The 22,430-nt window shown below is 73.0% G+C and carries 22 protein-coding genes; 20 read left to right on the forward strand and 2 right to left on the reverse strand.

Going from position 1 to position 22,430, the window contains the following annotated elements:
• The first annotated feature begins 62 nt into the window (after positions 1–62).
• The 20 genes from AB0J97_RS09800 to AB0J97_RS09895 all read left to right on the forward strand — a co-directional run bounded on the left by AB0J97_RS09800 (position 63) and on the right by AB0J97_RS09895 (position 21,003).
• Positions 63–1,403 (forward strand): lanthionine synthetase LanC family protein, encoded by a 1,341-nt coding sequence (locus tag AB0J97_RS09800; RefSeq protein ID WP_357702833.1) that lies wholly within the window; start codon positions 63–65, stop codon positions 1,401–1,403.
• A 363-nt stretch (positions 1,404–1,766) separates the two neighbouring features.
• Positions 1,767–2,285 (forward strand): flavin reductase family protein, encoded by a 519-nt coding sequence (locus AB0J97_RS09805; RefSeq protein ID WP_357702831.1) that lies wholly within the window; start codon positions 1,767–1,769, stop codon positions 2,283–2,285.
• Positions 2,282–3,193 (forward strand): glutathione S-transferase C-terminal domain-containing protein, encoded by a 912-nt coding sequence (locus AB0J97_RS09810; protein WP_357702829.1) that lies wholly within the window; start codon positions 2,282–2,284, stop codon positions 3,191–3,193. Before AB0J97_RS09805 ends, AB0J97_RS09810 begins: the two co-directional genes overlap by 4 nt.
• The gene (locus AB0J97_RS09815) at positions 3,190–4,512 is read left to right on the forward strand and encodes an NtaA/DmoA family FMN-dependent monooxygenase (RefSeq protein ID WP_364086619.1); all 1,323 of its coding nucleotides are present in this window, start codon (positions 3,190–3,192) and stop codon (positions 4,510–4,512) included. The genes AB0J97_RS09810 and AB0J97_RS09815 overlap by 4 nt, the downstream gene beginning before the upstream one ends.
• On the forward strand, positions 4,509–5,678 hold the full coding sequence (locus AB0J97_RS09820; protein ID WP_364086621.1) for an LLM class flavin-dependent oxidoreductase: 1,170 nt from the start codon (positions 4,509–4,511) through the stop codon (positions 5,676–5,678). The genes AB0J97_RS09815 and AB0J97_RS09820 overlap by 4 nt, the downstream gene beginning before the upstream one ends.
• Positions 5,675–6,709: an LLM class flavin-dependent oxidoreductase gene (locus tag AB0J97_RS09825; protein WP_357702823.1), complete on the forward strand. Its 1,035-nt coding sequence runs from the start codon at positions 5,675–5,677 to the stop codon at positions 6,707–6,709. Before AB0J97_RS09820 ends, AB0J97_RS09825 begins: the two co-directional genes overlap by 4 nt.
• On the forward strand, positions 6,706–7,794 hold the full coding sequence (locus AB0J97_RS09830; RefSeq protein WP_364086623.1) for an LLM class flavin-dependent oxidoreductase: 1,089 nt from the start codon (positions 6,706–6,708) through the stop codon (positions 7,792–7,794). The genes AB0J97_RS09825 and AB0J97_RS09830 overlap by 4 nt, the downstream gene beginning before the upstream one ends.
• Positions 7,791–9,392 (forward strand): ABC transporter substrate-binding protein, encoded by a 1,602-nt coding sequence (locus AB0J97_RS09835; RefSeq protein WP_364086625.1) that lies wholly within the window; start codon positions 7,791–7,793, stop codon positions 9,390–9,392. Before AB0J97_RS09830 ends, AB0J97_RS09835 begins: the two co-directional genes overlap by 4 nt.
• Positions 9,389–10,294, forward strand: a complete 906-nt coding sequence (locus AB0J97_RS09840) for an ABC transporter permease (RefSeq protein ID WP_364086627.1) — start codon at positions 9,389–9,391, stop codon at positions 10,292–10,294. Before AB0J97_RS09835 ends, AB0J97_RS09840 begins: the two co-directional genes overlap by 4 nt.
• A gap of 6 nt (positions 10,295–10,300) precedes the next feature.
• Positions 10,301–11,146, forward strand: a complete 846-nt coding sequence (locus tag AB0J97_RS09845; RefSeq protein ID WP_364086629.1) for an ABC transporter permease — start codon at positions 10,301–10,303, stop codon at positions 11,144–11,146.
• Positions 11,143–12,765, forward strand: coding sequence for an ABC transporter ATP-binding protein (locus tag AB0J97_RS09850; protein ID WP_364086632.1), 1,623 nt, complete (start codon positions 11,143–11,145; stop codon positions 12,763–12,765). The genes AB0J97_RS09845 and AB0J97_RS09850 overlap by 4 nt, the downstream gene beginning before the upstream one ends.
• A 47-nt stretch (positions 12,766–12,812) precedes the next feature.
• On the forward strand, positions 12,813–14,435 hold the full coding sequence (locus AB0J97_RS09855; RefSeq protein ID WP_364086634.1) for a TIGR04028 family ABC transporter substrate-binding protein: 1,623 nt from the start codon (positions 12,813–12,815) through the stop codon (positions 14,433–14,435).
• Positions 14,432–15,361, forward strand: a complete 930-nt coding sequence (locus AB0J97_RS09860) for an ABC transporter permease (protein ID WP_357702809.1) — start codon at positions 14,432–14,434, stop codon at positions 15,359–15,361. The genes AB0J97_RS09855 and AB0J97_RS09860 overlap by 4 nt, the downstream gene beginning before the upstream one ends.
• Positions 15,358–16,146: an ABC transporter permease gene (locus tag AB0J97_RS09865; protein WP_364086637.1), complete on the forward strand. Its 789-nt coding sequence runs from the start codon at positions 15,358–15,360 to the stop codon at positions 16,144–16,146. Before AB0J97_RS09860 ends, AB0J97_RS09865 begins: the two co-directional genes overlap by 4 nt.
• Positions 16,143–17,690, forward strand: a complete 1,548-nt coding sequence (locus AB0J97_RS09870) for an ABC transporter ATP-binding protein (protein ID WP_364086639.1) — start codon at positions 16,143–16,145, stop codon at positions 17,688–17,690. The genes AB0J97_RS09865 and AB0J97_RS09870 overlap by 4 nt, the downstream gene beginning before the upstream one ends.
• A complete protein-coding gene (locus AB0J97_RS09875; protein WP_364086641.1) occupies positions 17,687–18,679 on the forward strand; it encodes a putative FMN-dependent luciferase-like monooxygenase in 993 nt (330 codons plus the stop codon). Before AB0J97_RS09870 ends, AB0J97_RS09875 begins: the two co-directional genes overlap by 4 nt.
• Entirely contained in the window at positions 18,676–19,260 is a 585-nt protein-coding gene (locus tag AB0J97_RS09880; protein WP_364086643.1) for a CMD domain protein, read from the forward strand. The genes AB0J97_RS09875 and AB0J97_RS09880 overlap by 4 nt, the downstream gene beginning before the upstream one ends.
• The gene (locus tag AB0J97_RS09885; RefSeq protein WP_357702799.1) at positions 19,257–19,823 is read left to right on the forward strand and encodes an alkylhydroperoxidase domain protein; all 567 of its coding nucleotides are present in this window, start codon (positions 19,257–19,259) and stop codon (positions 19,821–19,823) included. The genes AB0J97_RS09880 and AB0J97_RS09885 overlap by 4 nt, the downstream gene beginning before the upstream one ends.
• Positions 19,820–20,440, forward strand: a complete 621-nt coding sequence (locus AB0J97_RS09890; protein WP_364086646.1) for a VOC family protein — start codon at positions 19,820–19,822, stop codon at positions 20,438–20,440. The genes AB0J97_RS09885 and AB0J97_RS09890 overlap by 4 nt, the downstream gene beginning before the upstream one ends.
• A gap of 23 nt (positions 20,441–20,463) precedes the next feature.
• On the forward strand, positions 20,464–21,003 hold the full coding sequence (locus AB0J97_RS09895; RefSeq protein WP_357702795.1) for an OsmC family protein: 540 nt from the start codon (positions 20,464–20,466) through the stop codon (positions 21,001–21,003).
• A gap of 32 nt (positions 21,004–21,035) precedes the next feature.
• Here AB0J97_RS09895 and AB0J97_RS09900 read toward each other — a convergent pair whose 3' ends face one another.
• On the reverse strand, positions 21,036–22,127 hold the full coding sequence (locus tag AB0J97_RS09900) for a putative sulfate exporter family transporter (protein ID WP_364086650.1): 1,092 nt from the start codon (positions 22,125–22,127) through the stop codon (positions 21,036–21,038).
• Positions 22,127–22,261, reverse strand: a complete 135-nt coding sequence (locus AB0J97_RS09905) for a hypothetical protein (RefSeq protein WP_357702791.1) — start codon at positions 22,259–22,261, stop codon at positions 22,127–22,129. Before AB0J97_RS09905 ends, AB0J97_RS09900 begins: the two co-directional genes overlap by 1 nt.
• Positions 22,262–22,430: the final 169 nt, after the last annotated feature.

Here is a 22,430-nt window from a genome sequence, read left to right on the forward strand (position 1 = left end):
TGATGGAGGCGAACCCTTGGCGAAACACCAATTTTCCTACCGGAAGTGTGGGAGAATGGAGTATGGGATTGGACCGGACCCGCTCGCCGAGTGAGCGCGCCGAGACTCCGCTGACCGCCGCGATCATGGCGGGCCGCTGGATCCGCACCGCCGCCGTGGACGACGGCCGAGGCCGTCACTGGCGTGCCAACCCCGACCCCCGGGGCAGGTCGGCCGCCGCCGGCGACTCCGCCTCCCTGTACGCGGGCGCGGCCGGCATCGTGCTGTTCTTCCTGGAACTGGCCGCCGCGACCGGCCACGAGGCGTACCTGGACGACGCCCGCAGGGGCGCCCGCTACCTGGCCGCCACCTGGCGCGAACGCGCCGACCTGTCCCTCTACCACGGCCTGACCGGCACCCTCGTCGCGCTCATCGAGGCCGGCTGGGCCTTCGGCGACGGCGTCTTCGAGGAGGAGGCCGTCGCGGTGGCCGACGCGATCGTCCGGGCCGCGCGCCCGCTCGACGGCGGGCCCGGCTGGACGCGGGAGCCCGCACAGCGCGGCGACGGCGGGATCGTGCTGGGGCTGCTCCAGGCGTCGGCGGCGCTCGGCGTGCCGGGCTACGCGGAGACGGCCGTGGCGGCGGGCGAGCGCATCGCCGGGCTCGCCGTGCCCGGCCACCGCTTCGGCGACTGCGCCGACCTGCCCCTCGACGCCGTCACCCCGGGCTTCCTGTCCGGCACGGCGGGCACCGCCTTCCTGCTGGCCAGGCTCTTCGGCGTCACGGGGGAGCGGCGCTTCCTGGAGGCGGCCGCCCGTGGCGCGGGCTTCGTGCGCGAGGTGAGCGCGGTGGCGGGCAGGTGCGCGGTCGTCCCCCACCATGTGCCGCAGGGGCGCGAGCTGCACTACCTGGGCTTCTGCTCGGGCTCGGCGGGCGTGGCCCGGATGTTCTACGAGCTGTACCGGGTGACCGGCGACCCCGGCCACCTCGACTGGGTCGAACGACTCGCGCACGGCGTCGTCGAGAGCGGCGCCCCCCACCGGCAGACCGACGGCTTCTGGAACGTGGCCTGCCAGTGTTGCGGCGCGGCCGGGCTGCTCGAACTGTTCGTCGGCCTGTGGGCGGCGACCGGCGACGAGGCCCGCCTTGAGCACGCCCGGGTGCTCGCCGAGCACCTCATCGGACGCGGCGACAACCACGACGGCCAGGGGTTCCGCTGGTACCAGGCGTACCGGCGGCTGCGTCCGGGCGAGGTGAGCGCGGACACCGGGTACATGGTCGGCGCGGCCGGCATCGGGGCCGCCCTGCTGCACCTCGACGCGGCCCTACAGTCCCGGCAGGCGCGCCGGGTCATCCTGCTGCCGGACAACCCTTTCCCGGCGATCCCGGTGCCGTCCGCCAAACTTCGCGATTCATCCCAATAGGTATTCCCTTTAAAACCAGTAGGGAATATTGACTTCCGGCTTGCGGCGGCCTAGCGTCGTGGGCATGAGCCAGGGCACTCTCCTGACCAGGCGCCCGCACGTGGACTTCGGCCACGTCGCCAGCGCCCAGTGTCGTTGATCACGGACCAGCAGCCGCCCGCCTTCCCCCGAGCGCTCCAGCGTGGCCGACGCCGTCCACGCCTCCGCTGACGAATCCCCCCTCTCCGTGCCCCCTTCCCGGCGCTCCCGGCCCCGCCGCCGGGAGCGGCGTGAGCACGCCCTCTCTCCCGTGAGGAGCCTTTCCGTGATCGCATTCCGACCTGTCCGCCCGTCCCGAGCCCGCCGACCTGGCAGGGCCGGCGCATGACCGACACGCTGCCCGACCAGCAGGCCGTCGGCGCGGACGTGTTCCGCCAGGCGCTCGCCGTGCACGCCAGCGGAGTGGTGGTGATCACCGCGCAGAGCGACGGCATCCCCGTCGGGCTCACGGCCACCTCGTTCTCCTCGGTCAGCCTCGATCCGCCGCTCGTCTCCTTCTACGTCGACCAGTCCTCGACCACCTGGCCGTGGCTGCGCGGAGCCGACCACTTCGCGGTCAACATCCTGGCCAGCGACCAGGCCGAGCTGGCGGCGCGGTTCGCGCGCAAGGGGGTGGACCGGTTCGCCGCGCCCACGCGATGGAGGGCCGGGCCGCTGGGCGCGCCGCTGCTCCAGGACGTCTCCGCGCACCTGATCTGCCTGCCGTACGAGACCGTCGAGGTCGGCGACCACGTGCTGGTCGTCGGTCTGGTGGCCGAGGCGGCCACGCACAACGCCGGCCGTCCGCTCCTCTACCACCAGGGCCGGTTCGGCCGCTTCCTACCCCACCAGGAGAACCTGTGACCGCCACCACCGGCACGCCGGTCTACGCCGGCCCGCTCGACCGCACCGCCTACGGCCAGTACGGCCCCGGCCGCCTGCATCTGTCGTCCGGCTGGGACCGCCCGATCTACCCCTTCCAGGACCGCGTCACCGCCGACGGGACCAGCGGCTACCGCGCCGAGCCCGGCCGCTATCACCTCTACGTCGCCTGGACCTGCCCCTACGCCCAGCGCGCCGTGATCGTCCGCAAGCTCAAGCGCCTGGAGGACGTCGTCACGCTGTCGTACGTGGACGACGAGCGCGACGGCCGCGGCTGGGCCTTCAGGGAGCGCAGGGGCCCGGACCCGGTCAACGGCTTCACCCTGCTGGAGCAGGCGTACGACGCCACCGAGAAGGGCTACCCGGGCCACATCTCGGTGCCCGTGCTCTGGGACAGGGCGCGGCGCAGGATCGTCAGCAACAACTTCCCCGACATCACGATCGACCTGGCCACCCAGTTCGAGAAGTGGGCCGACACCTCGGTCGACCTCTACCCCGAGCACCTGCGCGCCGAGATCGACAAGCTGAACGGGTGGATCTACCACGACGTCAACACCGGCGTCACGCGGGTGGCCCCCGCCGGCACCGAGGCCGCCCGCGAGGAGGAGCGCCACCGCGTCGTCTCGGCCCTGGAACGCCTGGACGAACGCCTGGCCGAGCAGCGCTTCCTGACCGGTGACACGATCACCGAGGCGGACGTGCGGCTGTGGGTGACGCTGGCCAGGTTCGACGCGCTGCACAACCGCGACCACCTCGTCAGCGAGCGCGAGCTGCCCGACTTCGAGCACCTGTGGGGCTACGCCCGCGACCTCTACCAGCGCCCGGCGTTCGGCGAGACCATCGAGGGCCTGCCCGACGCCTGGAACACGCCGCACGGGCGGGGCCGGTGACGCGCAAGAGGCAGGTGCACCTCGCCGCGCACTTCCCCGGCGTGAACAACACCACCGTGTGGGCCGATCCCCGGTCGGGGAGCCAGATCGACTTCGCCTCGTTCGTCCACCTCGCCAGGACGGCCGAGCGCGGCACGTTCGACTTCTTCTTCCTGGCCGAGGGGCTGCGGCTGCGCGAGCTCAAGGGCCGCGTCCACGATCTGGACGTCGTGGGCAGGCCCGAGGCGCTGACCGTGCTCAGCGCCCTGGCCGCGGTGACCGGACGGCTCGGGCTCGCGGGCACCGTCAACGCCACCTTCAACGAGCCGTACGAGCTGGCCAGGCGGCTGTCCACGCTCGACCACCTGAGCGAGGGCCGGGCCGCCTGGAACGTGGTGACCACCTCCGACGCCTTCACCGGCGAGAACTTCCGCCGCGGCGGCTTCCTCGACCGCGCCGACCGGTACGAGCGGGCCGCGGAGTTCGTCCGGCTGTCGCGCGAGCTGTGGGACTCCTGGCAGCCGGACGCCGTGCTCGCCGACGCGGACACGGGCCGCTTCCTGAGGGAGGGCGCGATCGGCACGGTCAGCCATCGGGGCAGGCACTTCACCGTCGAGGGCCGGTTCACGCTGCCGCGCGCCCCGCAGGGACACCCGGTGATCATCCAGGCCGGCGACTCGGACGACGGCCGCGAGTTCGCCGCCGCCCACGCCGACGTGATCTTCACCCCGCACGGCAGGCTGGAGGACGGCAGGCGCTTCTACGCCGACGTCAAGGGCCGCCTGGCCAGGTACGGCCGCGAACCCCACCAGCTCAAGATCATGCCCGGCGTGACGTTCGCGCTGGGCGACACCGAGGAGGAGGCCACCGAGAACGCCGCCCTGATCCGGCGGCAGCAGGTCGGGCCGCAGACCGCGATCGCGTTCCTGGAGCAGGTGTGGGGGCGGGACATGTCGGCCTTCGACCCCGATGGACCGTTCCCCGACGTCGAGCCGGACCTGTCCGAAGGCGTCTCCCAGGGACGGGTGCCGATCAAGGACCGCGCCGAGGTGGCGGCCAAATGGCGGGCGCTGGCCGGGGAGAAGGGGCTGAGCATCCGCGAGCTGGTGATCGAGGTGACCGGACGGCAGACGTTCGTCGGCACCCCGCAGAGCGTGGCCCGGCAGATCGACGAGCACGTGCAGGCCGAGGCGGCCGACGGCTTCATCCTCGTCCCGCACCTGACCCCCGGCGGGCTGGACGAGTTCGTGGACCGCGTGGTGCCGGTGCTGCGGGAACGCGGCGTCTTCCGCACCGAGTACACCGGGACCACCCTGCGCGAACACCTGGAGCTGTCATGACACTGCACCTGGCCGTGGCGCTGGACGGCGCGGGCTGGCACCCCGCCGCCTGGCGCGAGACCCCCGGCGAACGGCTCTTCTCGGCCGGCCACTGGGCGGGGCTGGTCGCCGAGGCCGAGCGCGGGCTGCTCGACTTCGTCACCGTCGAGGACGCCCTCGGACCGCAGTCCACCCTGCCCGACGGCCCCGACGACCGCACCGACCAGGTGCGCGGCCGGTTCGACGCGGTGCTGCTGGCGGCCCGGCTGGCGCCGCTCACCACCCGGATCGGCCTGGTGCCGACGGCCACCACCACGCACACCGAGCCGTTCCACGTGGCCATCGGCATCGCCACGCTCGACCACGTCAGCGGCGGCCGGGCGGGCTGGCGGCCGCAGATCTCGGCGCGGGCGAGCGAGGCCGCCCACTTCGGCCGCCGCCGGTTCCCCCCGATCGACCAGGTGCTGAACCGGCCCGGCGGCGTGGACCTGTCGGCCGACCCGCACGTGCGCGCCCTGTTCGCCGAGGCCGCCGACGCGGTGGAGGTGGCCCGGCGGCTCTGGGACAGTTGGGAGGACGACGCCGAGATCAGGGACGTGGCCACCGGCCGGTTCATCGACCGGGACAAACTCCACTACATCGACTTCGAGGGCGGGTTCTTCTCCGTGAAGGGGCCGTCCATCACGCCCAGGTCGCCGCAGGGGCAGCCGGTGGTGGCCGCGCTGGCCCACGCGCGACTGCCGTACGAGTTCGCCGCGGCGAGCGCCGACGTCGTCTTCGTCACGCCGCGCTCGGCCGAGCACGCGCGGGACATCGTCGAGGAGGTCCGGGGCCTGTCCGGCACGATCAAGATCTTCGCCGACCTGGTCGTCTTCCTGGGCCCGGACGCGGCCCGGCGCAAGGCGCGGCTCGACGAGCTGGACGGCGCCGAACTGGCCTCCGACGCGGCGATCTTCACCGGGACCGTGGCGGAGCTGGCCGGCCTGCTGCTGGAGTGGCGGCGGGCCGGGATCGAGGGGTTCCGGCTGCGGCCGGGGGCGGTGCCGTACGACCTGGAGCGGATCAGCCGGGAGCTGACGGCCGAGCTGCGCGGGCGCGGGGCCTTCAGGAGCAGGTACGAAGCCGGGACGTTACGCGGGCTCCTCGGCCTGCCGCGCCCGGCGAGCAGGTACGCGGAGGTGTCATGAAATTTCTCGGCATCACATTGATCGTCCACAACGACGGCAGATCACCGACGGAACGTTTCCGCGAGGTCGTCGAGAACGCCGTGCTCTTCGAGGAACTCGGCTTCGACGGCTACGGCGTGGGCGAGCGGCACGAACGGCCCTTCATCTCCTCCTCGCCCCCGGTCGTGCTCAGCCACATCGCGGCCCGGACGTCCAGGATCAGGCTGTTCACCGCGGTCACCACGCTGAGCCTGCTCGACCCGGTCCGCGCCTACGAGGACTACGCCACGCTCGACCACCTGTCCGGCGGCCGGCTCGAACTGATCGTCGGCAAGGGGAACGGCGCGGCGCAGGCCAAGCTCTTCCACGTCACCACCGAGGACCAGTGGGAGCGCAACCGCGAGTCGTACGAGCTGTTCCGCCGGCTCTGGCGGGAGGACAGGGTCACCTGGGAGGGCAGGTTCCGCCCCTCGCTGACCGACGCCGAGACCTGGCCGCGTCCGCTGCAGAAGCCGATCAGGGTCTGGCACGGCAGCGCGACCAGCAAGGAGTCGGTCGACCTGGCCGCCCGCTACGGCGACCCGCTGTTCTCGGCCAACGTCACCAACCCCATCGAGCCCTACGCCGAGCTGATCGACCACTACCGCGAACGCTGGGCGCACTACGGCCACGACCCCGCCGACGCGCTGGTCGGGGCGGGCACCGCGGGCTACTACGCGGCCCGCACCTCGCAGGAGGCCGTCGCCGTCTACCGGCCGATCTACGAAGCCCGGCTGGAGACGTTCCGGCGGGTCGGCGTGGAGCCGGTCTTCCCCACCCTGGAGGACGCCATCGAGCGCAGCTCGATCCTGGTCGGCAGCCCGCAGCAGATCATCGACAAGGTGCTGCGCTACCACAAGCGGTTCGGGCACGAGGTCATGCATCTGCAGGCCGACGCCGACGGCCTCACGCCGGGGCAGCACCGGGAGACGCTGGAGCTGTTCCAGGCCGAGATCGCGCCGGCGCTGCGCAAGGAGATCCCCAGCCGTCCGTTCCCGGGGAGCGCGTCATGAGCCTGTCCATCCTCGACCTGGCCCCCATCAGCTCGGGCGGCACCGCGGGCGAGGCGCTGCGCAACACCATCGACCTCGCTCGCCGCGCGGAGGAACTCGGCTACGTCCGTTACTGGCTGGCCGAGCACCACTTCGCCCGGGGCGTGGCCGGCTCGGCCCCCGCCGTGCTGATCGGCCTGGTGGCGGCGGCCACCGCGACGATCAGGGTCGGCTCGGGCGCCGTACAGCTCGGTCACCAGACGCCGGTGTCGGTGGTCGAGCAGTTCGGGGTCATCGACGCGCTGCATCCGGGACGGCTCGATCTGGGGATCGGGCGGTCAGGGCAGCGCAGGACCGAGCCGGCCCCCGTCCACCACCCTGGCCAGGAGGCCAGGGTGGTGGACGGGCTGCTCATCCCGCCGCCCTTCGACTGGTCGCGGCTGGCCAAGGTGCCCCGCCTGGCCTTCCAGGCGAGCCTGCTCCAGCAGCCCGGAGCCGTGACGCCTGACTTCGCCGACCAGATCGACGAGGTGCTGGCGCTGCTCAAGGGGACCCACGAGGCGCACGTCGTGCCGGGCGAGGGAGCCGACCTGCGGGTGTGGATCCTCGGCAGCAGCGGCGGGCAGAGCGCCCAGGTCGCGGGGGAGCGCGGGTTGCCGTTCGCGGCGAACTACCACGTCAGCCCGTCCAGCGTGCTGGAGGCCGTGGAGGCGTACCGGGAGGCGTTCAAGCCGTCGGGCGAGCTGGCCGAGCCGTACGTGATCGTGTCGGCCGACGCGGTGGTGGCCGAGGACGAGGCCAGAGCGCGCGAGCTGGCCTCGCCGTACGGGCTGTGGGTGCGCAGCATCAGGACCGGGGAGGGGGCGATGCCGTACCCGACGCCGGCGGAGGCGGCCCGGCACGTCTGGACCGACGCCGACCGCGCGCTGGTCAAGGACCGGATCGACACGCAGTTCGTCGGCACGCCGGAGACGGTGGCCGAGCGGCTGCGGGTGCTGCGCCGGGTCACCGGGGCCGACGAGCTGCTGGTCACCACCATCACCCACGACCACACCGACCGCGTGCGCTCCTACGAGCTGCTCGCCGAAGCCTGGGAACGCCCGTGAAGCGCCTGCCCGCCGTCCTGCTGGCACTCGCGCTGGCCGCGTGCGGCGCCCAGCGACCCGCCGAGCAGGCCCCCGGAACCTCCCTGACCTGGGCGATCGAGACGCAGCCGATCACCCTCAACCCCCAGCAGTGGGCCCAGAACAAGGTCCGGCTGCTGGTGTTCAACCAGTTCGACGCGCTGCTCTCGCGGGCCGAGGACGGCACCTTCCACCCCTGGCTGGCCACCTCGTGGAAGGCGTCGGACGACGGCCTGACCTACACCCTCGACCTGCGGCGGGACGTGACCTTCCACGACGGCACGCGGTTCGACGCCGCCGCGGTGAAGGCCAACCTCGACCAGTTCCGCGTGCCCGGCTACAACCCGGCCGTCTCGGCGATCCAGTTGCGCGCCTTCGACCAGGCCGAGGTGGTCTCGCCGTACACGGTCAGGATCACGCTCAAGGAGCCCGACGGGCTGTTCCTCGACTTCCTCGCCTCCCCGTACGCCGGGCAGGTCTCGCCGGCCTCACTCAAGCACGCCAAGGACCTCAAGTTCGGCGGCACGGACCTGGTCGGAACCGGGCCGTTCATCCTCGACCGGTACGTGCCCGGCCAGGAGATCCGCTACCGCCGCAACCCCGCCTACAAGTGGCCGCCCGCCGGGGCCGCGCACCAGGGCCCCGCCTACCTCTCCGAGCTCACCTACCGGTTCCTGCCGGAGGCGGCGGTCCGGGTGGGCGCGCTCACCTCGGGGCAGGTGCAGGTCATCGAGGGCGTCCCGGCCACCGACGTCGAACTGATCAAGAAGGACCCCGACCTGGCCCTGCGCACGTCGCTCAACGCCGGCACCTCCTTCTCCTACTACTTCAACACCGGCCGCGCCCCCTTCGACGACCAGCGCGTGCGCGAGGCCTTCCGCGAGGCCGTGGACGTGGACGCCGTCCTGCGGTCGGTCTACCAGGGCACCGCCACCAGGGCGTGGAGCGTCGTCGGCGAACGCAGCCCGTTCTACGACGCCACCCTGGAGAACGCCTACGGCGGCGACCCGGCCAGGGCGAACGCGCTGCTCGACGCGGCGGGCTGGCGGCAGCGCGACGCCGAGGGCTTCCGGGTCAAGGACGGCAGGCGGCTCACCGTGCGCACGGTCGCCTCGGCGCCGTTCGTCCGCGACCGCCGCGACATCCTCGCCCAGGCCGTCCAGGCCCAGGTCAAGCAGAGCGCGGGCATCGACTTCCAGGTCAAGATCGTCGATCAGGGCAGCGCGCAGAAGGCCGTGGAGGAGAACGAGTACGAGATCTTCGAGAACTCGCGCGGCGACCCCGACGTCGGCGCGGCGCTCAACCTCATCCTGCCGGGCCAGGGCGCGATCAACCGGACCCACTTCACCGACGAGCGCGTGGACAAGTGGCTCGCGCAGGCGTCGGCCAGCTCCGACCAGGCCAGGCGCAAGGAGCTCTACGCCAAGGTCCAGCAGGCGGTGGTGCGGGAGAAGGCGATCGTGTTCCCGCTCTACGTGCCCGCCGACCAGCTCGCCGCGCGCAGGAGCGTGCAGGGGCTCGGCTTCGATCCCGCGTCCGGCACGCCGGCCGGCGCCTACGACGTACGGATCGGGACGTGATCCGACGACTCGGGACCGGGCTCGCCGTCCTGTGGGCGGCGGCCACGGCCTCCTACCTCGCGCTGCTGCTCGCCCCCGGCGACACCGTGGACATCCTGATCGGCGACGGGGCCGACACGCCGGAGATCCGGGCGCGGATCGTCCAGGAATGGGGACTCGACCGGCCGGAGGTCGTCCAGTACCTGTCCTATCTGTGGCGGTTGCTGCACGGCGACCTCGGGCGCTCGTACCGGCTCCAGCTCGGCGTCGGCGAGGTGCTGGCCACGCAGATCCTGCCGACCGCGCAGCTCACGCTCGCGGCGGCCGGGGTCGGCGTCGCGCTCGCCGGGGTGATCGCGATCGTCACCGCCGGGCGCGGGCGGCTGCCGCGCGGCGTGGCCTCGCTGGCCGAGCTGGTGTCGGTGTCGGTGCCGCCGTTCCTGATCGGGATCGTGCTGCTGTCGGTGTTCTCGTTCACGCTCGGCTGGTTCCCGGTGTCGGGGGCGGCGGGGCCGCTCGCGCTCGTGCTGCCCGCGCTCTCGCTGGGGCTGCCGATCGCGGGCGTGCTCGGCCAGGTGCTGCGCGGCGGGCTGGAACGGGCCCTGGAACAGCCGTTCGCGGTCACCGCCAGGGCCCGCGGGCTGACCGAGCGGGCGCTGGTGGCCAGGCACGCGCTCAGGCACGCGCTGATCCCCGCCGTGACGCTGGCCGGCTGGTTCACCGGCACGCTGCTCGGCGGGACGGTGATCACCGAGGTGCTGTTCGGGCGTCCCGGGCTCGGGCGGGTGGCCATGGAGGCCGTCACGGGGCAGGACATGCCGGTGGTGATGGCCGTCGTGCTGCTGTCGGCGGTCGCGTACGTGACCATCAGCACCCTGCTCGACCTGGCCTACCGCGTCATCGACCCGCGGATGAGGGGCTGAGCGGCGATGAGCGCGCCGGTTCTCGCGCTCCCGCGCCGCCGCCCGTCCGCCGCCGCGCTCCGGACGGCGGCGCCGGTCCTGCTGCTCGCCCTGCTCGCGCTGGCCGTGCTGGCGCCGGGGCTGCTCGCCGGGGCGGACCCGCTGGCCGCCGACCCGCTCGGCGCGCTGTCCCCGCCGGGCGGCGCGCACCCGCTCGGCACCGACCATCTCGGCCGGGACGTGCTCGCCCGCGTCGTCCACGGCGCCCGGCACTCGATCAGCATCGGCGTCGGGGCCACCCTGCTCGCGGTCGTGACGGGCGCGCTGCTCGGGCTGGCCGCCGGGCTGTCGCCGAAATGGCTGGACGAGGCCCTGGCCCGCTCGTTCGACGTGCTGTCCACGCTGCCCGAGCTGCTGCTCGCGCTGCTCGTCGTGGCGATCACCGGGCCGGGCACGGTCAACGTGATCCTCGCGATCGCCGTCGCGCAGATCCCCAACTACGCCCGCGTGGTCCGCGCCCAGACCTTCGTGGTGCGCCGATCGGGGTACGTGGAGCAGGCCCGCACGTTCGGTCGCCCGCCCGCGGCGATCACGTTCGGGCACGTGCTGCCGAACGTGCTCGGGCCCGTCCCCGTGCTGGCCACGATCGGGCTCGGCACGGCGGTCATCGCGGGCTCGGGGCTCAGCTTCCTCGGCATGGGGCCGCAACCGCCGGCCGCCGAATGGGGGGCGATGCTCTCCGAGGGCCGCAACTATCTGCGCGTCGCCTGGTGGGAGGCGCTGTTCCCGGGCCTGGCGATCACGCTGACCGTGGTCTGCCTGACCGTCGTCGGACGCCGGCTGCAACGCCGTTTCGAAGGGAGGACCCCATGACCGCCGTCCGGGACGAAGGCACCGCGCCCGCCGTGGCCCGGCCCGCCGGCTCCGCGCTGGTCGCCGTGGAGGACCTGCGGGTGAGCTTCGGCGACGCCGAGGTCGTCCACGGGATCTCGTTGTCGGTCGCGGCCGGGGAGTGCGTGGCGATCGTGGGGGAGTCGGGGTCGGGCAAGAGCGTCACCGCGCGCACCCTGCTGGGGCTGACCGGGCCGGGCTCGTCCGTGACGGCCTCGGCGTTCACGGTCGCCGGGCGGGACGCGCTCGCGTTCGGCGAGCGGGAGTGGCGGCGGCTGCGCGGCCGGTTCGCCGGGCTGGTGCTCCAGGACGCGCTGGTCTCGCTCGACCCGCTGCGCACCGTCGGCGCGGAGATCGCCGAGGTGCTGGCCACGCACGACGTCGTGCCCCGCGCCCGGCGCGCGGAGCGGGTGCTCGACCTGCTGGCGGCGGTCGGCGTGCCGGAGCCCGCCCTGCGGGCCCGGCAGCGGCCGCACCAGCTCTCGGGCGGGCTGCGGCAGCGCGTGCTGATCGCCTCGGCCATCGCGGCCGACCCCGAGCTGATCATCGCCGACGAGCCCACGACGGCGCTCGACGTCACCGTGCAGGCCCAGGTCCTGCGGCTGCTGGCCGAACGCAAGGCGGCCGGCACGGCGTTGCTGCTGATCAGCCATGATCTGGCCGTCGTGTCCTCGATCGCCGACCGTGTCCTGGTGATGAAGGACGGCCGGGTCGTCGAGGAGGGCCGGACGCGGGACGTGCTGGGCGCCCCGGCCCACCCGTACACGCGCGCGCTGCTGGCCGCCGTGCCGTCGGCGGCCTCCCGGGGCTCCCGGCTCACCGCCGGCCCGCCCATCGCCGTACGCGAGCCGGACCCGTATGCCCGGGTGCTGGCCGGTACGGGCCTCACCCGCGCGTACGGGCGGCGGGTGGTGGTCGACCACGTCTCCTTCACCCTGCACGAGGGCGAGACGCTGGGCGTCGTCGGCGAGTCCGGCTCCGGCAAGAGCACGCTCGCCCGGCTGGTCCTGGCCCTGCTGGCGCCCGACGCGGGCCGGGTCAGCCTGCACGGACGCCCCTGGAGCGACCTGCCGGAGAGCCGCCGCCGCCCGCTGCGGCCCCGGATCCAGCTCGTCTCGCAGGACCCGCTGGGCTCCTTCGACCCCCGCCACACCGTGGGCCGCCTGGTCGCCGAGCCGTTGCGGCTGCCGCGCGGCGAACGCCGGGCCCGCGTGCTCGACCTGCTGGCCCGGGTCGGCCTGCCGCCGGGGACGGCCGACCGCCGTCCCCGCGAGCTGTCCGGCGGCCAGCGTCAGCGCGTGGCCATCGCGCGGGCCCTGGGGCCCCGCCCCGACGTGCTGGTCTGCGACGAGCCGGTCTCCGCGCTCGACGTCTCGATCCAGGCGCAGGTGCTCGACCTGCTCGCCGGGATCCAGGCCGAGGACGGCACGGCGATGGTGTTCATCTCCCACGACCTGGGCGTCGTGCACCACGTCAGCCACCGCGTGCTGGTCATGAAGGACGGCCAGGTCGTGGAGGAGGGCGAGGTCGGCGAGGTGTTCACCCGCCCGCGTCACGCCTACACCGAGGCCCTGGTGGCTTCGGTGCCACGTTTGCTGTAGCCTTTTCCTACTTTTTAGGTATGTTTTGTCTGAAAGGCAGTACCCCCATGTCCTCATCCAACCTGCGCACCGCAGCCGTCATGCTCGCCGTCGTTGGGCTCCTCGGCGCCTGTGGTGGTCAAGGGGGTGCTGCCGGCGCGGCGCCGTCCAGCGATCAGCCGGTCTACGGCGGCACGCTGACCTACCTGGAGCACCAGCCGCCCACCTGCCTCTACCTGCCGGCCGCCGGCTTCTATCCCAACGGCGGCATCCTCAACCAGATCACCGACAAGCTGACCTGGCAGAACCCTCAGACCCTGGAGATCGAGCCCTGGATCGCCACCAAGTGGGAGGTGAACAAGGACGCCACCGAGTACACCTTCCACCTGCGCCAGGGCGTGACCTTCAGCGACGGCAGCCCGCTCGACGCCGCCGCCGTCGCCGCCAACTTCGACGTGTACGGCCTCGGGAACACCGAGCTCAAGCTGCCGGTCGCCGAGTTCGTCAACAACTACGAGCGCAGTGAGGTCGTCGACCCGCTGACCGTCAAGTTCCACTTCAAGAAGCCCTCGCCCGGGTTCCTCCAGGGCACCTCGGTCATCGGGGCCGGGCTGGTGTCGAAGAAGACGATCTCGCTGCCGTACGAGCAGCAGTGCCAGCTCAAGAACATCGTCGGCTCGGGCCCCTTCACGCTGAAGAACCAGATCGTCGACAAGGAGGTGGACCTGGCCGCGCGCAAGGACTACGACTGGGCGCCGCCCTCCTCCAAGCACCAGGGGCGGGCGTACCTGGACGAGATCAAGATCATCGTGACGCCCGAGGACAACGTCCGGGTCGGCGCGCTGACCTCCGGCCAGGCCGACTTCGTGCGCTACGTCCAGGCCTACGACGAGAAGACGGTCAAGGACGCGGGCTTCCAGATCTACGCCGAGCCGACCAGGGGCGTGAACAACGGCCTGTACCTGCGGCCGTCCAACAGCATCCTGAAGGACCTCGACGTGCGCAAGGCGCTCCAGGCGGGCACCGACGTCAAGGAGGTCGTGGACACCCTGTTCACCGCGAGCTACCCGCGCGCCACCTCTGTGCTCAGCCACCTCGCCCAGGGGTACGTCGATCTGTCGAAGGACCTGGCCTACGACCCGGTCAAGGCCGGCGAGCTGCTCGACAAGGCCGGCTGGACCAAGGGCGCCGACGGCGTGCGCGAGAAGGGCGGCGTCAAGCTGCGGCTGGGCGTCTTCGTGGCCGGGCCGCAGCCGCTGTCCAAGCAGACGCTCGAACTCGTCGGCCAGCAGTGGGCCAAGCTCGGCGTGCAACTGGAGATCCGCCCCGCCGACGCCGGCACCCAGGCCGTCGACATCAAGGACGCCGAGAAGACCGCCGTCGCGCACAGCATGGTCGGCCGCGCCGACCAGGACGTCATCAAGAGCCACTTCCACAGCCAGAACCGCGACGTCATCCTCTCCAAGGACAAGAAGCTCGACACCCTGCTGGAGGAGGAGTCCGCCGAGCCCGACAACGCCGAGCGCAACGCCAAGGTCGCCGAGATCCAGCGGTACGTGATCGACCAGGGCTACGCCATCCCCCTGTTCGAGGAGCCCCAGGTGTACGGCGGCGCGCCGTACGTCAAGGGCGTGGCCTTCGAGGCGGTCGCCCGCCCGTGGTTCTACTCGGCCTGGAAGACGCAGCAATGACCAGGTACCTCCTGACGAGGGCCGGGCAGGCGGTGCTCGTGCTGTGGGCCGCCTTCACCGCGAGCTACGTGCTGCTGCAACTGCTGCCCGGCGACTCGATCCTGATCAAGTTCCAGAACCCCGAGCTCGGCCTGTCGCCGCAGCAGATCGCCGACATCCGGGCGTACTACAGCGGCGGCTCGCCGATCGGCGAGTACCTGCGCACCCTGTCCGGCTTCCTGACCGGCGGCTTCGGCTACTCGATCGACACCGGCACCCCCGTGGTCGAGCGCCTGGGCGAGGCGCTGCCCGAGACGGCCCGGCTGGCCTCGGCGGCGTTCGCGCTGGCGGTCCTGCTCGCCGTGGTGATCGCCTTCGTGGCGAGCTACAGCAGGACGTCGTGGCTGCGCGGGGCGCTGCTGTCGGTGCCGTCGCTGTTCATCTCGGTCCCGGCGTTCTGGCTGGGGATCCTGCTGATCCAGGTCTTCTCCTTCCGGCTGCGGCTGGTGCCGGTCATCGGCGGCGGCGAGCTCCAGCAACTCGTCCTGCCGGTGGTGACGCTGGCCGTGCCGATCTCGGCGCCCATCGCGCAGGTGCTGGCGCGCGGCATCGACCAGGTGTACGCGCAGCCGTTCGTGCCGGTGATCGCGGCCAAGGGCGCCACCCGCTGGTGGATCCTGTGGCGGCACGTGGCGCGCAACGCCGTGCTGCCGACGCTGACCGTGGCGGGCCTGACGTTCGGCGAGCTGATCGCGGGCTCGGTCGTGACGGAGACCGTCTTCGGCCGCAACGGCATCGGGCGGCTCACCGAGCAGGCCGTGACCGCCCAGGACACGCCGGTGATGCTGGCCGTCGTGGTGCTCGCCGCGGCGGTGTTCGTCCTGGTCAACCTGGTGGTGGACGTGTTGTTCCCGGTGCTCGACCCGCGGCTGAAGGCGGCGTCGTGAGGGCCGGCCTGATCCTGTCCTGGACGGTGATCGCCGTGGTGCTGCTGTGGGCGGTCGTCCCTGGCCTGTTCACCGGGTACGACCCGATCGCCGGCGTGCCGGTCGAGAAGCTCCAGGCGCCGAGCGGGCAGCACCTGTTCGGCACCGACGCCGTCGGGCGTGACGTGTTCGCGCGGGTGGTGCACGGAGCCGTGAACTCGCTGTCGGGGGCGTTCGTCGCCGTCGCGGTCGGCCTGCTGCTCGGCACGCTGCTCGGGCTGCTGGCCGGCTCGCTCGGCGGGGTGACCGACGCCGCCGTCATGCGGGTCGTGGACGTGCTGCTGTCGGTCCCCGGCCTGCTCCTGGCCCTGGTCATGATCATCCTGCTCGGCCCGGGGACGGTGAACGTGGCCGTCGCGGTCGGCGTCGGCTCGGTCGCCGCGTTCGCCCGGCTGTCGCGCTCGGAGGTCGTCCGGGTGCGCCGCACCGACTACGTGGAGGCCGCCTTCGGCAGCGGCGGCCGGTTCACCGCCGTGCTGTGGCGGCACGTGCTGCCCAACTCGCTCGGTCCCGTCGTCGCGCTGGCCGCCCTGCAGTTCGGCGTGGCCATCCTGGCCATCTCGACGCTCGGCTTCCTCGGCTACGGCGCCGAGCCGCCCACCCCCGAGTGGGGGCTGCTCATCGCCGAGGGCCGCAACTACCTGGCCACGTCCTGGTGGCTGACCACGCTGCCCGGGGCCGTGGTGGTCGCGGTCGTGCTCGCCGCCGGCCGGATCAGCCGGTCCATCGCCAAGGAGTCCTCGTGAGCCTGCTCGACGTCCGCGACCTCGCGGTCTCCTACGACGGCCGCCCGGCGGTGCACGGCGTCTCCTTCACCGTCGAGCCGGGCGAGGTCGTCGCGGTCGTCGGCGAGTCGGGGTCCGGCAAGACCACGACCGCGCACTCGATCATCGGCCTGCTGCCGGGCAACGCCTCGCTGGAGCGCGGCAGCGTGCTGCTGGGCGAGAACGACCTGGCGACCTGGTCGCCGCGGCGGATGGAGTCCGTACGCGGGGCGCAGATCGGGCTCGTGCCGCAGGATCCGTCCAACTCCCTCGATCCGGTCAAGACGGTCGGGGCGCAGATCGCCGAGGTGCTGCGCATCCACAAGCGCGGCGACCGGGCCGCCGTCCGGCGCCGGGTGGTCGAACTGCTCACCCGCGTCGGCCTGCCCGACCCCGAGACGCGGGCCCGCCAGTACCCGCACGAGCTGTCCGGCGGCATGCGCCAGCGCGTGCTGATCGCCATCGCCGTCGCGCTCGAACCCCGGCTGATCATCGCCGACGAGCCCACCAGCGCCCTGGACGTCACCGTGCAGCGGCGCATCCTGGACCTCATCGACGACCTGCGCGCCGAGTTCGGCACGGCCGTGCTGCTGGTCACCCACGACCTCGGCGTGGCCGCGAGCCGCTCGGACCGGCTGGTCGTCATGAAGGACGGCCGCGTCGAGGAACAGGGCCCGACCAGGGAGATCCTGGCGGCGCCCGGCGCGGACTACACCCGGCGGCTGCTGCACGACGCCCCCGCGTTGTCGGCCCGTCCCTTCCGCGAGCCGGTGGCCGCCGAGCCCGCGATCGTGGTGCGCGACCTGGTCAAGGAGTTCCGTTCAGGCCGGCGGGCCTTCCGGGCCGTGGACGGCGTCTCGTTCGAGGTGCCGCGCGGCACCACGCACGCCCTGGTCGGGGAGTCGGGATCGGGCAAGACCACCACCGCGCGCATGGTGGTGCGCTTCGCCGAGCCCACGTCGGGAACGGTCACCGTCACCGGGGCCCCCGACGGCCGCGGATTCCGCCGTCACGTCCAGCTCGTCCACCAGAACCCGTACGGGTCGCTGGACCCGAGGCAGTCGATCGCCGACATCGTGGAGGAGCCGTTGCGCAACTTCGGGCTCGGCGACCGGGCCGCCCGCCGGGCCCGCGTCGCGGAACTCCTCCACCGGGTGGCGCTGCCCGCCGACGTGAGCTCCCGCAGGCCGCGCGAGCTGTCGGGCGGGCAGCGGCAGCGGGTGGCCATCGCCCGCGCGCTGGCCGCCGGCCCGGAGGTGCTCGTGCTCGACGAGGCCGTCTCGGCGCTGGACGTCACCGTCCAGGCGCAGATCCTCGACCTGCTCGGACAGCTCCAGCGCGACCTCGGCCTGACCTACCTCTTCATCTCGCACGACCTGGCGGTGGTGCGGCAGATCTCACACACCGTCTCCGTCATGAACAAAGGACGCATCGTGGAATCAGGATCCACCCGGCGGGTCTTCACCGACCCGGCCGACGACTACACCCGCGAGCTGCTCGCCGCCATCCCGGAGCCGGTGCGATGAGGCTCGGCTTCTTCACCCGGGTCCTGGACGAGGCGCCTCCGGCCGAGCGCTACCGGCTGGCCGCCGAGCAGATCGCGCACGCGGAGTCGCTCGGGTTCGACACCGCCTGGGTGGCCCAGCACCACTTCGACGGCGAGGAGGGCGGGCTCCCCGCGCCGCTGGTGTTCCTCGCCCACGTGGCGGCCAGGACCAGCCGCATCCGTCTCGGCACCGGCATCATCACCCTCCCGCTGGAGCAGCCCGTCCGGGTGGCCGAGGACACCGCCGTGCTCGACCTGCTCACCGGCGGGCGGCTGGAGGTCGGGGTCGGCAGCGGCGGGACGCCGTCGTCGTTCGGGCCGTTCGGGCACGACAGCGGCGACCGCGCCACCCTGTACGCCGAGCACCTGTCGATCCTGCTCAGGGCCTGGTCGGGCGAGGACCTGGGCGGCGGCAACCGGCTCTACCCGCCCGCGCCCCGGCTGGCCGGCGCCGTCTGGGAGGCGACGTTCTCGGTCTCCGGAGGAGCGCGGGCCGGCCGGGCGGGCAACGGGCTGATGCTCTCGCGCACGCAGCCGCGGCCGGCCGACGACCCGCAGGCGACGCTCGCCGACCTGCAACAGCCGATCGTGGACGCCTACCACGAGAACCTGCCCGCGGGCGCCGTCCCGCGCATCGTGGCCTCGCGGACCGCGTTCGTGGCCGACAACAGGGCCGAGGCGCTGCGCCTGGCCGAAGCGGGGCTCGGCCGCCGCCCGCTGCCGTGGGAGCTGCCCGGCGGCGACCTCGACAGCCGCATCGCCGCCTTCGACGTGCACGTGGGCACCCCCCAGGACGTCATCGACAGCCTGCGCGCCGACCCGACCCTCGAACGGGTCACCGACCTGGTCTTCCAGGTGCACTCGGTGGACCCGCCGCATCCGCTCGTCCTCCGTTCGATCGAGCTGCTGGCGACCGAGGTCGCGCCCGCGCTCGGCTGGCTCCCCTCCACCGAAATGAGCTCCACATGATCAACGACGTCATCGACCACCTGGCCGAGATAAGACCGGGCTCCCGCCTGGACAAGCTGCGCGACCTGCGGCCCGCCGCCCGCGAGCACGCCCAGCGCGGCTTCGACGCGCTCTTCGTCCCCGACGAGGAGGGCGAGGTCACCCTCGTCGAACGGGACGCGGTCGCGGCCTTCGTGGCCGGGCTGCACCGCGACGCCGTCGTCGCCGGCTTCTACGCCGACCGGCTCGCCGAGCTGGCCCCCGGCCTGCTGAAGACCGTCGAGGCGGAGGTCGAGGCGGGCGTCACCACCGGCCCGTACGGGGTCTACCCCGCCCCGCTGGCCGCCGAGAGCGACGAGGGCCTGCGCTACCGGGTACGGAACCCGGACGAGCTGGGCGTCCGGCTCGCCGCCGCGTTCGAGCACGCGCACCTGCTGGTCTTCCGGCCGCGAGAGGCGAGCCGGCAGGCCCTGGACGCGCTGGCGGCGGCGGGCTGGAGCCCGACGGGCGTGGTGACGTTGTCGCAGCTCGTCGCCTTCCTCGCCTTCCAGGTCAGGGTGGTCGGCGGGCTCCGGCTGCTCGGCCAGGAGGTGGCCGCGTGAGCACCGGATTCACCCAGGAACAGCTCGGCTGGAAGCCCTGGCTGCCGCCGCTCGCGCCGGAGGAGCTGACCGAGGCCCACCACGAGGCGCTGGTGGACCGGGCGCGGGCGTCGTCGCCGTACTTCCTGCTGCTGGCCCGCGACCCCGAGATCCTGCACGCGCGCACCAAGACCGACAACGACATCTTCTACAACGCCGACGGCGGGCTGCCGCGCGCCGAGCGCGAGCTGGCCGCGACCGCCACCTCGCGGCGCAACGGCTGCGTGTTCTGCGCGTCGGTGCACGCCCGCTTCGCCGCCCACCACTCCAAGCGCCCGCAGGACGTGCAGCGCCTGCTCGACGAGGGGGTGGACGCGCCGCAGGACGACACCTGGCGGGCGGTCGTCGACGCCTCGGTTGCGCTGGCCGCCACACCCGTCGAGTTCGGGCCCGAGCACCTCGCGGCGCTGCGCGCGGCCGGGCTCGACGACCTGGCGATCAGCGACACCATCCACGCCGCCGCCTTCTTCAACTGGGCGAACCGGCTCATGCTCTCACTCGGCGAACCGGAGGACCACCGATGACCGACCGTCACCTCGACCACCTCGTTCATGCCGTGCCCGACCTGCTCAAGGGGGTTGAGGACTTCGCCGCGCGCACCGGCGTGCGGCCCGTCCGGGGCGGCAGCCATCCCGGGGGCACCGCGAACTACCTGGTGCGTTTCGGGCCGGACGCGTACCTGGAGATCATCGGCCCGGACCCGGAGTCGGAGGTGCGGCCGAGGGCGTTCGGGCTGGAGACGCTGACCGAACCCCGCCTGGCCGCCTGGGCCGTGCATCCGCGGGACCTCGACAAGACCGTGGAGCTGGCCCGCGAGCGCGGCTACGACCCCGGCGACGTGCAGCCGCTGTCCCGGCGCACCCCGTCCGGGGAGTTGCTGGAGTGGCGACTCACCCGGCGCGAGGACCCGGCCGCGGTCCGGCCGGTGCCCTTCCTCATCGACTGGGGCTCGACCACCCATCCGGCCGCCACGGACCTGCCGCTGGTCGGCCTGGTCTCCTTCGCCGCCGTCCACCCCGACCCCGGCGCGCTCCGCCGCGACCTGGCCGCGCTCGACGTGACGCTCGACGTCACCGAGGGGCCCGAGCCCGCCCTGCGGGCCGTCATCGACACCCCGCTCGGCCACGTGACCCTGAGCTGAACCCCTTCCGGAGAGAAAGACCCATGAGCACCCTTCGCGAGTACCTGTCGCACAAGCGCGCCGCCCTGCTGGCCCGCCGGGAGGCCCCGGCGGGCGGCCCGGTGCCGCTGCACGCCCACGTCACGGCCGAGGGCCGCAGCGGGATCCGGCGCATCAGGATCAGGGACTTCCAGATCATCAGCGACAGCGGCCCCGACTTCGCCGGCTACGACCTCGGCCCCGGCTCGCCCGAGCTCCAGGCCGGCGTCCTGGGCAGCTGCGTGACGCACATCTTCCTGATCAAGGCGGCCGAGCTGGAGGTGCCGATCGACTCCCTGGAGGTGGACGTCCGCGCCGAGTACGACCCCAAGGCCCAGCTCCCGGGCGACCAGGGTGTCCCGGTGTCCCCGCACAACTTCACCTACGAGGTGCAGATCAGCTCGCCCGCCTCCGACGAGGAGCTGGCCGGGCTGCACGCCGAGGTCGAGCGGGTGTGCCCGATCCTCAACCTGATCCGCAACCCGCAGCAGATCAGCGGCTCGATCGTGCGGGTGGCGGACCCCGCCGAGCTGCCCGTCGCCTAGCGGGACGGCCCCGCCCTCAGGGGGCGGGGCTCTCAGCCGGCCGTGAAACCGGAGAACAGCGCCAGGGCCAGGGCCAGCGCGACGACCACGTTGACCACCGTCGCGGCGGCGAACACGGCGACCGGCCGCCATCCGGCCTCACGCAGCGCCGACACCCGGAACTCCAGCCCGATGCTGACGAACGCCAGGATCAGGAACCAGGTCCGCAGGTCGTTGGCGACCCCGATGACCGCCTTGCCCTCGCCCGCGGCGACCGTCGTCAGCCACCAGGTGGCGACCACGGACGCGGCGACGAACCCGAGCACGAACTTCGGGAAGCGCCGCCACAACTCGATCAGGCCGGGCCGTTCGGCGTCGGCCCGCCGCTCGACCCGGAAGGCGAACCAGGCGGTCAGCGCGACCACGACGACGCCGATGAGCGCGTTCTGGGTGACCTTGACGATCGTGGCGATGGCCAGGGCGTCCTCGCCCGCGATCGTCCCGGCGGCGGTGACGGCGGCGGTGGTGTCGATGTTGCCGCCGATCCAGGCCCCCGCCACCTCGGGCGGGAGCCCGAGCAGCGAGGCCAGGGCGGGCAGGACGAAGATCGACGGCAGCGCGAACGCGATCACCAGGCTGGCGCTGTAGGCGAGCTGCTCCTTCCTGGCCTGGACGGCCCCCGCCGCCGCGATGGCCGCGCTGACCCCGCAGATCGACACGGCCGACGACAGCAGCGCGCGCAGCCGGTCGTCGAGCCCGAGCCGTCCGCCGAGCCACCAGGTGAACAGGAACACCGCGCTGATCAGCACGATCGCCTGGACCACGGCGGGTCCGGCGGCGGTCACGATCACCTTGAGGTTGATGGACGCGCCGAGCAGGACCAGCCCGGTCTTGATGAAGAACTCGGTGCGGAACCCGCCGGACAGCCGCTCCCGCAGCCCGGACGCGGTGAGCAGCGCGTTGCCGAGCAGCCCGAGCGCGATCGCGTAGACCGGGAACTCGACGGCCTTGGCCAGGCCGGACCCGGGGAACCAGCCGGGGACGCCCTTCTCCAGGACGCGGGTGGCGGCGGCCAGCACGAGCACGACCAGGACGCCGAGCGCTGTCCCGTGCCAGGTGGCGCGGGTGTCGGTGACGGTGCTCATCAGGGCACCAGCCCGACGGGGATGACGCCGGTGAGGACGAGGACGAGCAGGACCAGGCCGACGGCCGTGGCGGCCCAGTCCTCGTTGACCGCGACGCGGCTCTCGCGCCCGGTGGGAGATTCGTCGGTGCTCATGTGCGTGCCTTTCACATCGGGGGGTGAGACGTGAAAGGCGTGGTCAGGTGCCTTTCACATCGGGGGGTGGGACGTGGGGGGGGGGGGGGGCCCGCCCCGCGCCCCCGCGGGGAGGCGCCGCGGCGCCGGACCGCCCCCCGCCCCGGCGGTGGTGGGGGGGGCCGGCCGC

The organism is Nonomuraea sp. NPDC049607 (assembly GCF_040675375.1).
In the GTDB taxonomy this organism is placed as follows: Bacteria; Actinomycetota; Actinomycetes; order Streptosporangiales; family Streptosporangiaceae; genus Nonomuraea.

Coding starts and splice junctions, on each gene's coding strand:
- AB0J97_RS09800 (WP_357702833.1), top strand. CDS start 63: ATGGGATTGGACCGGACCCGCTCGCCGAGTGAGCGCGCCGAGACTCCG.
- AB0J97_RS09805 (WP_357702831.1), top strand. CDS start 1,767: ATGACCGACACGCTGCCCGACCAGCAGGCCGTCGGCGCGGACGTGTTC.
- AB0J97_RS09820 (WP_364086621.1), top strand. CDS start 4,509: ATGACACTGCACCTGGCCGTGGCGCTGGACGGCGCGGGCTGGCACCCC.
- AB0J97_RS09825 (WP_357702823.1), top strand. CDS start 5,675: ATGAAATTTCTCGGCATCACATTGATCGTCCACAACGACGGCAGATCA.
- AB0J97_RS09830 (WP_364086623.1), top strand. CDS start 6,706: ATGAGCCTGTCCATCCTCGACCTGGCCCCCATCAGCTCGGGCGGCACC.
- AB0J97_RS09845 (WP_364086629.1), top strand. CDS start 10,301: ATGAGCGCGCCGGTTCTCGCGCTCCCGCGCCGCCGCCCGTCCGCCGCC.
- AB0J97_RS09850 (WP_364086632.1), top strand. CDS start 11,143: ATGACCGCCGTCCGGGACGAAGGCACCGCGCCCGCCGTGGCCCGGCCC.
- AB0J97_RS09855 (WP_364086634.1), top strand. CDS start 12,813: ATGTCCTCATCCAACCTGCGCACCGCAGCCGTCATGCTCGCCGTCGTT.
- AB0J97_RS09860 (WP_357702809.1), top strand. CDS start 14,432: ATGACCAGGTACCTCCTGACGAGGGCCGGGCAGGCGGTGCTCGTGCTG.
- AB0J97_RS09875 (WP_364086641.1), top strand. CDS start 17,687: ATGAGGCTCGGCTTCTTCACCCGGGTCCTGGACGAGGCGCCTCCGGCC.
- AB0J97_RS09880 (WP_364086643.1), top strand. CDS start 18,676: ATGATCAACGACGTCATCGACCACCTGGCCGAGATAAGACCGGGCTCC.
- AB0J97_RS09890 (WP_364086646.1), top strand. CDS start 19,820: ATGACCGACCGTCACCTCGACCACCTCGTTCATGCCGTGCCCGACCTG.
- AB0J97_RS09895 (WP_357702795.1), top strand. CDS start 20,464: ATGAGCACCCTTCGCGAGTACCTGTCGCACAAGCGCGCCGCCCTGCTG.
- AB0J97_RS09900 (WP_364086650.1), bottom strand. CDS start 22,127: ATGAGCACCGTCACCGACACCCGCGCCACCTGGCACGGGACAGCGCTC.
- AB0J97_RS09905 (WP_357702791.1), bottom strand. CDS start 22,261: ATGAGCACCGACGAATCTCCCACCGGGCGCGAGAGCCGCGTCGCGGTC.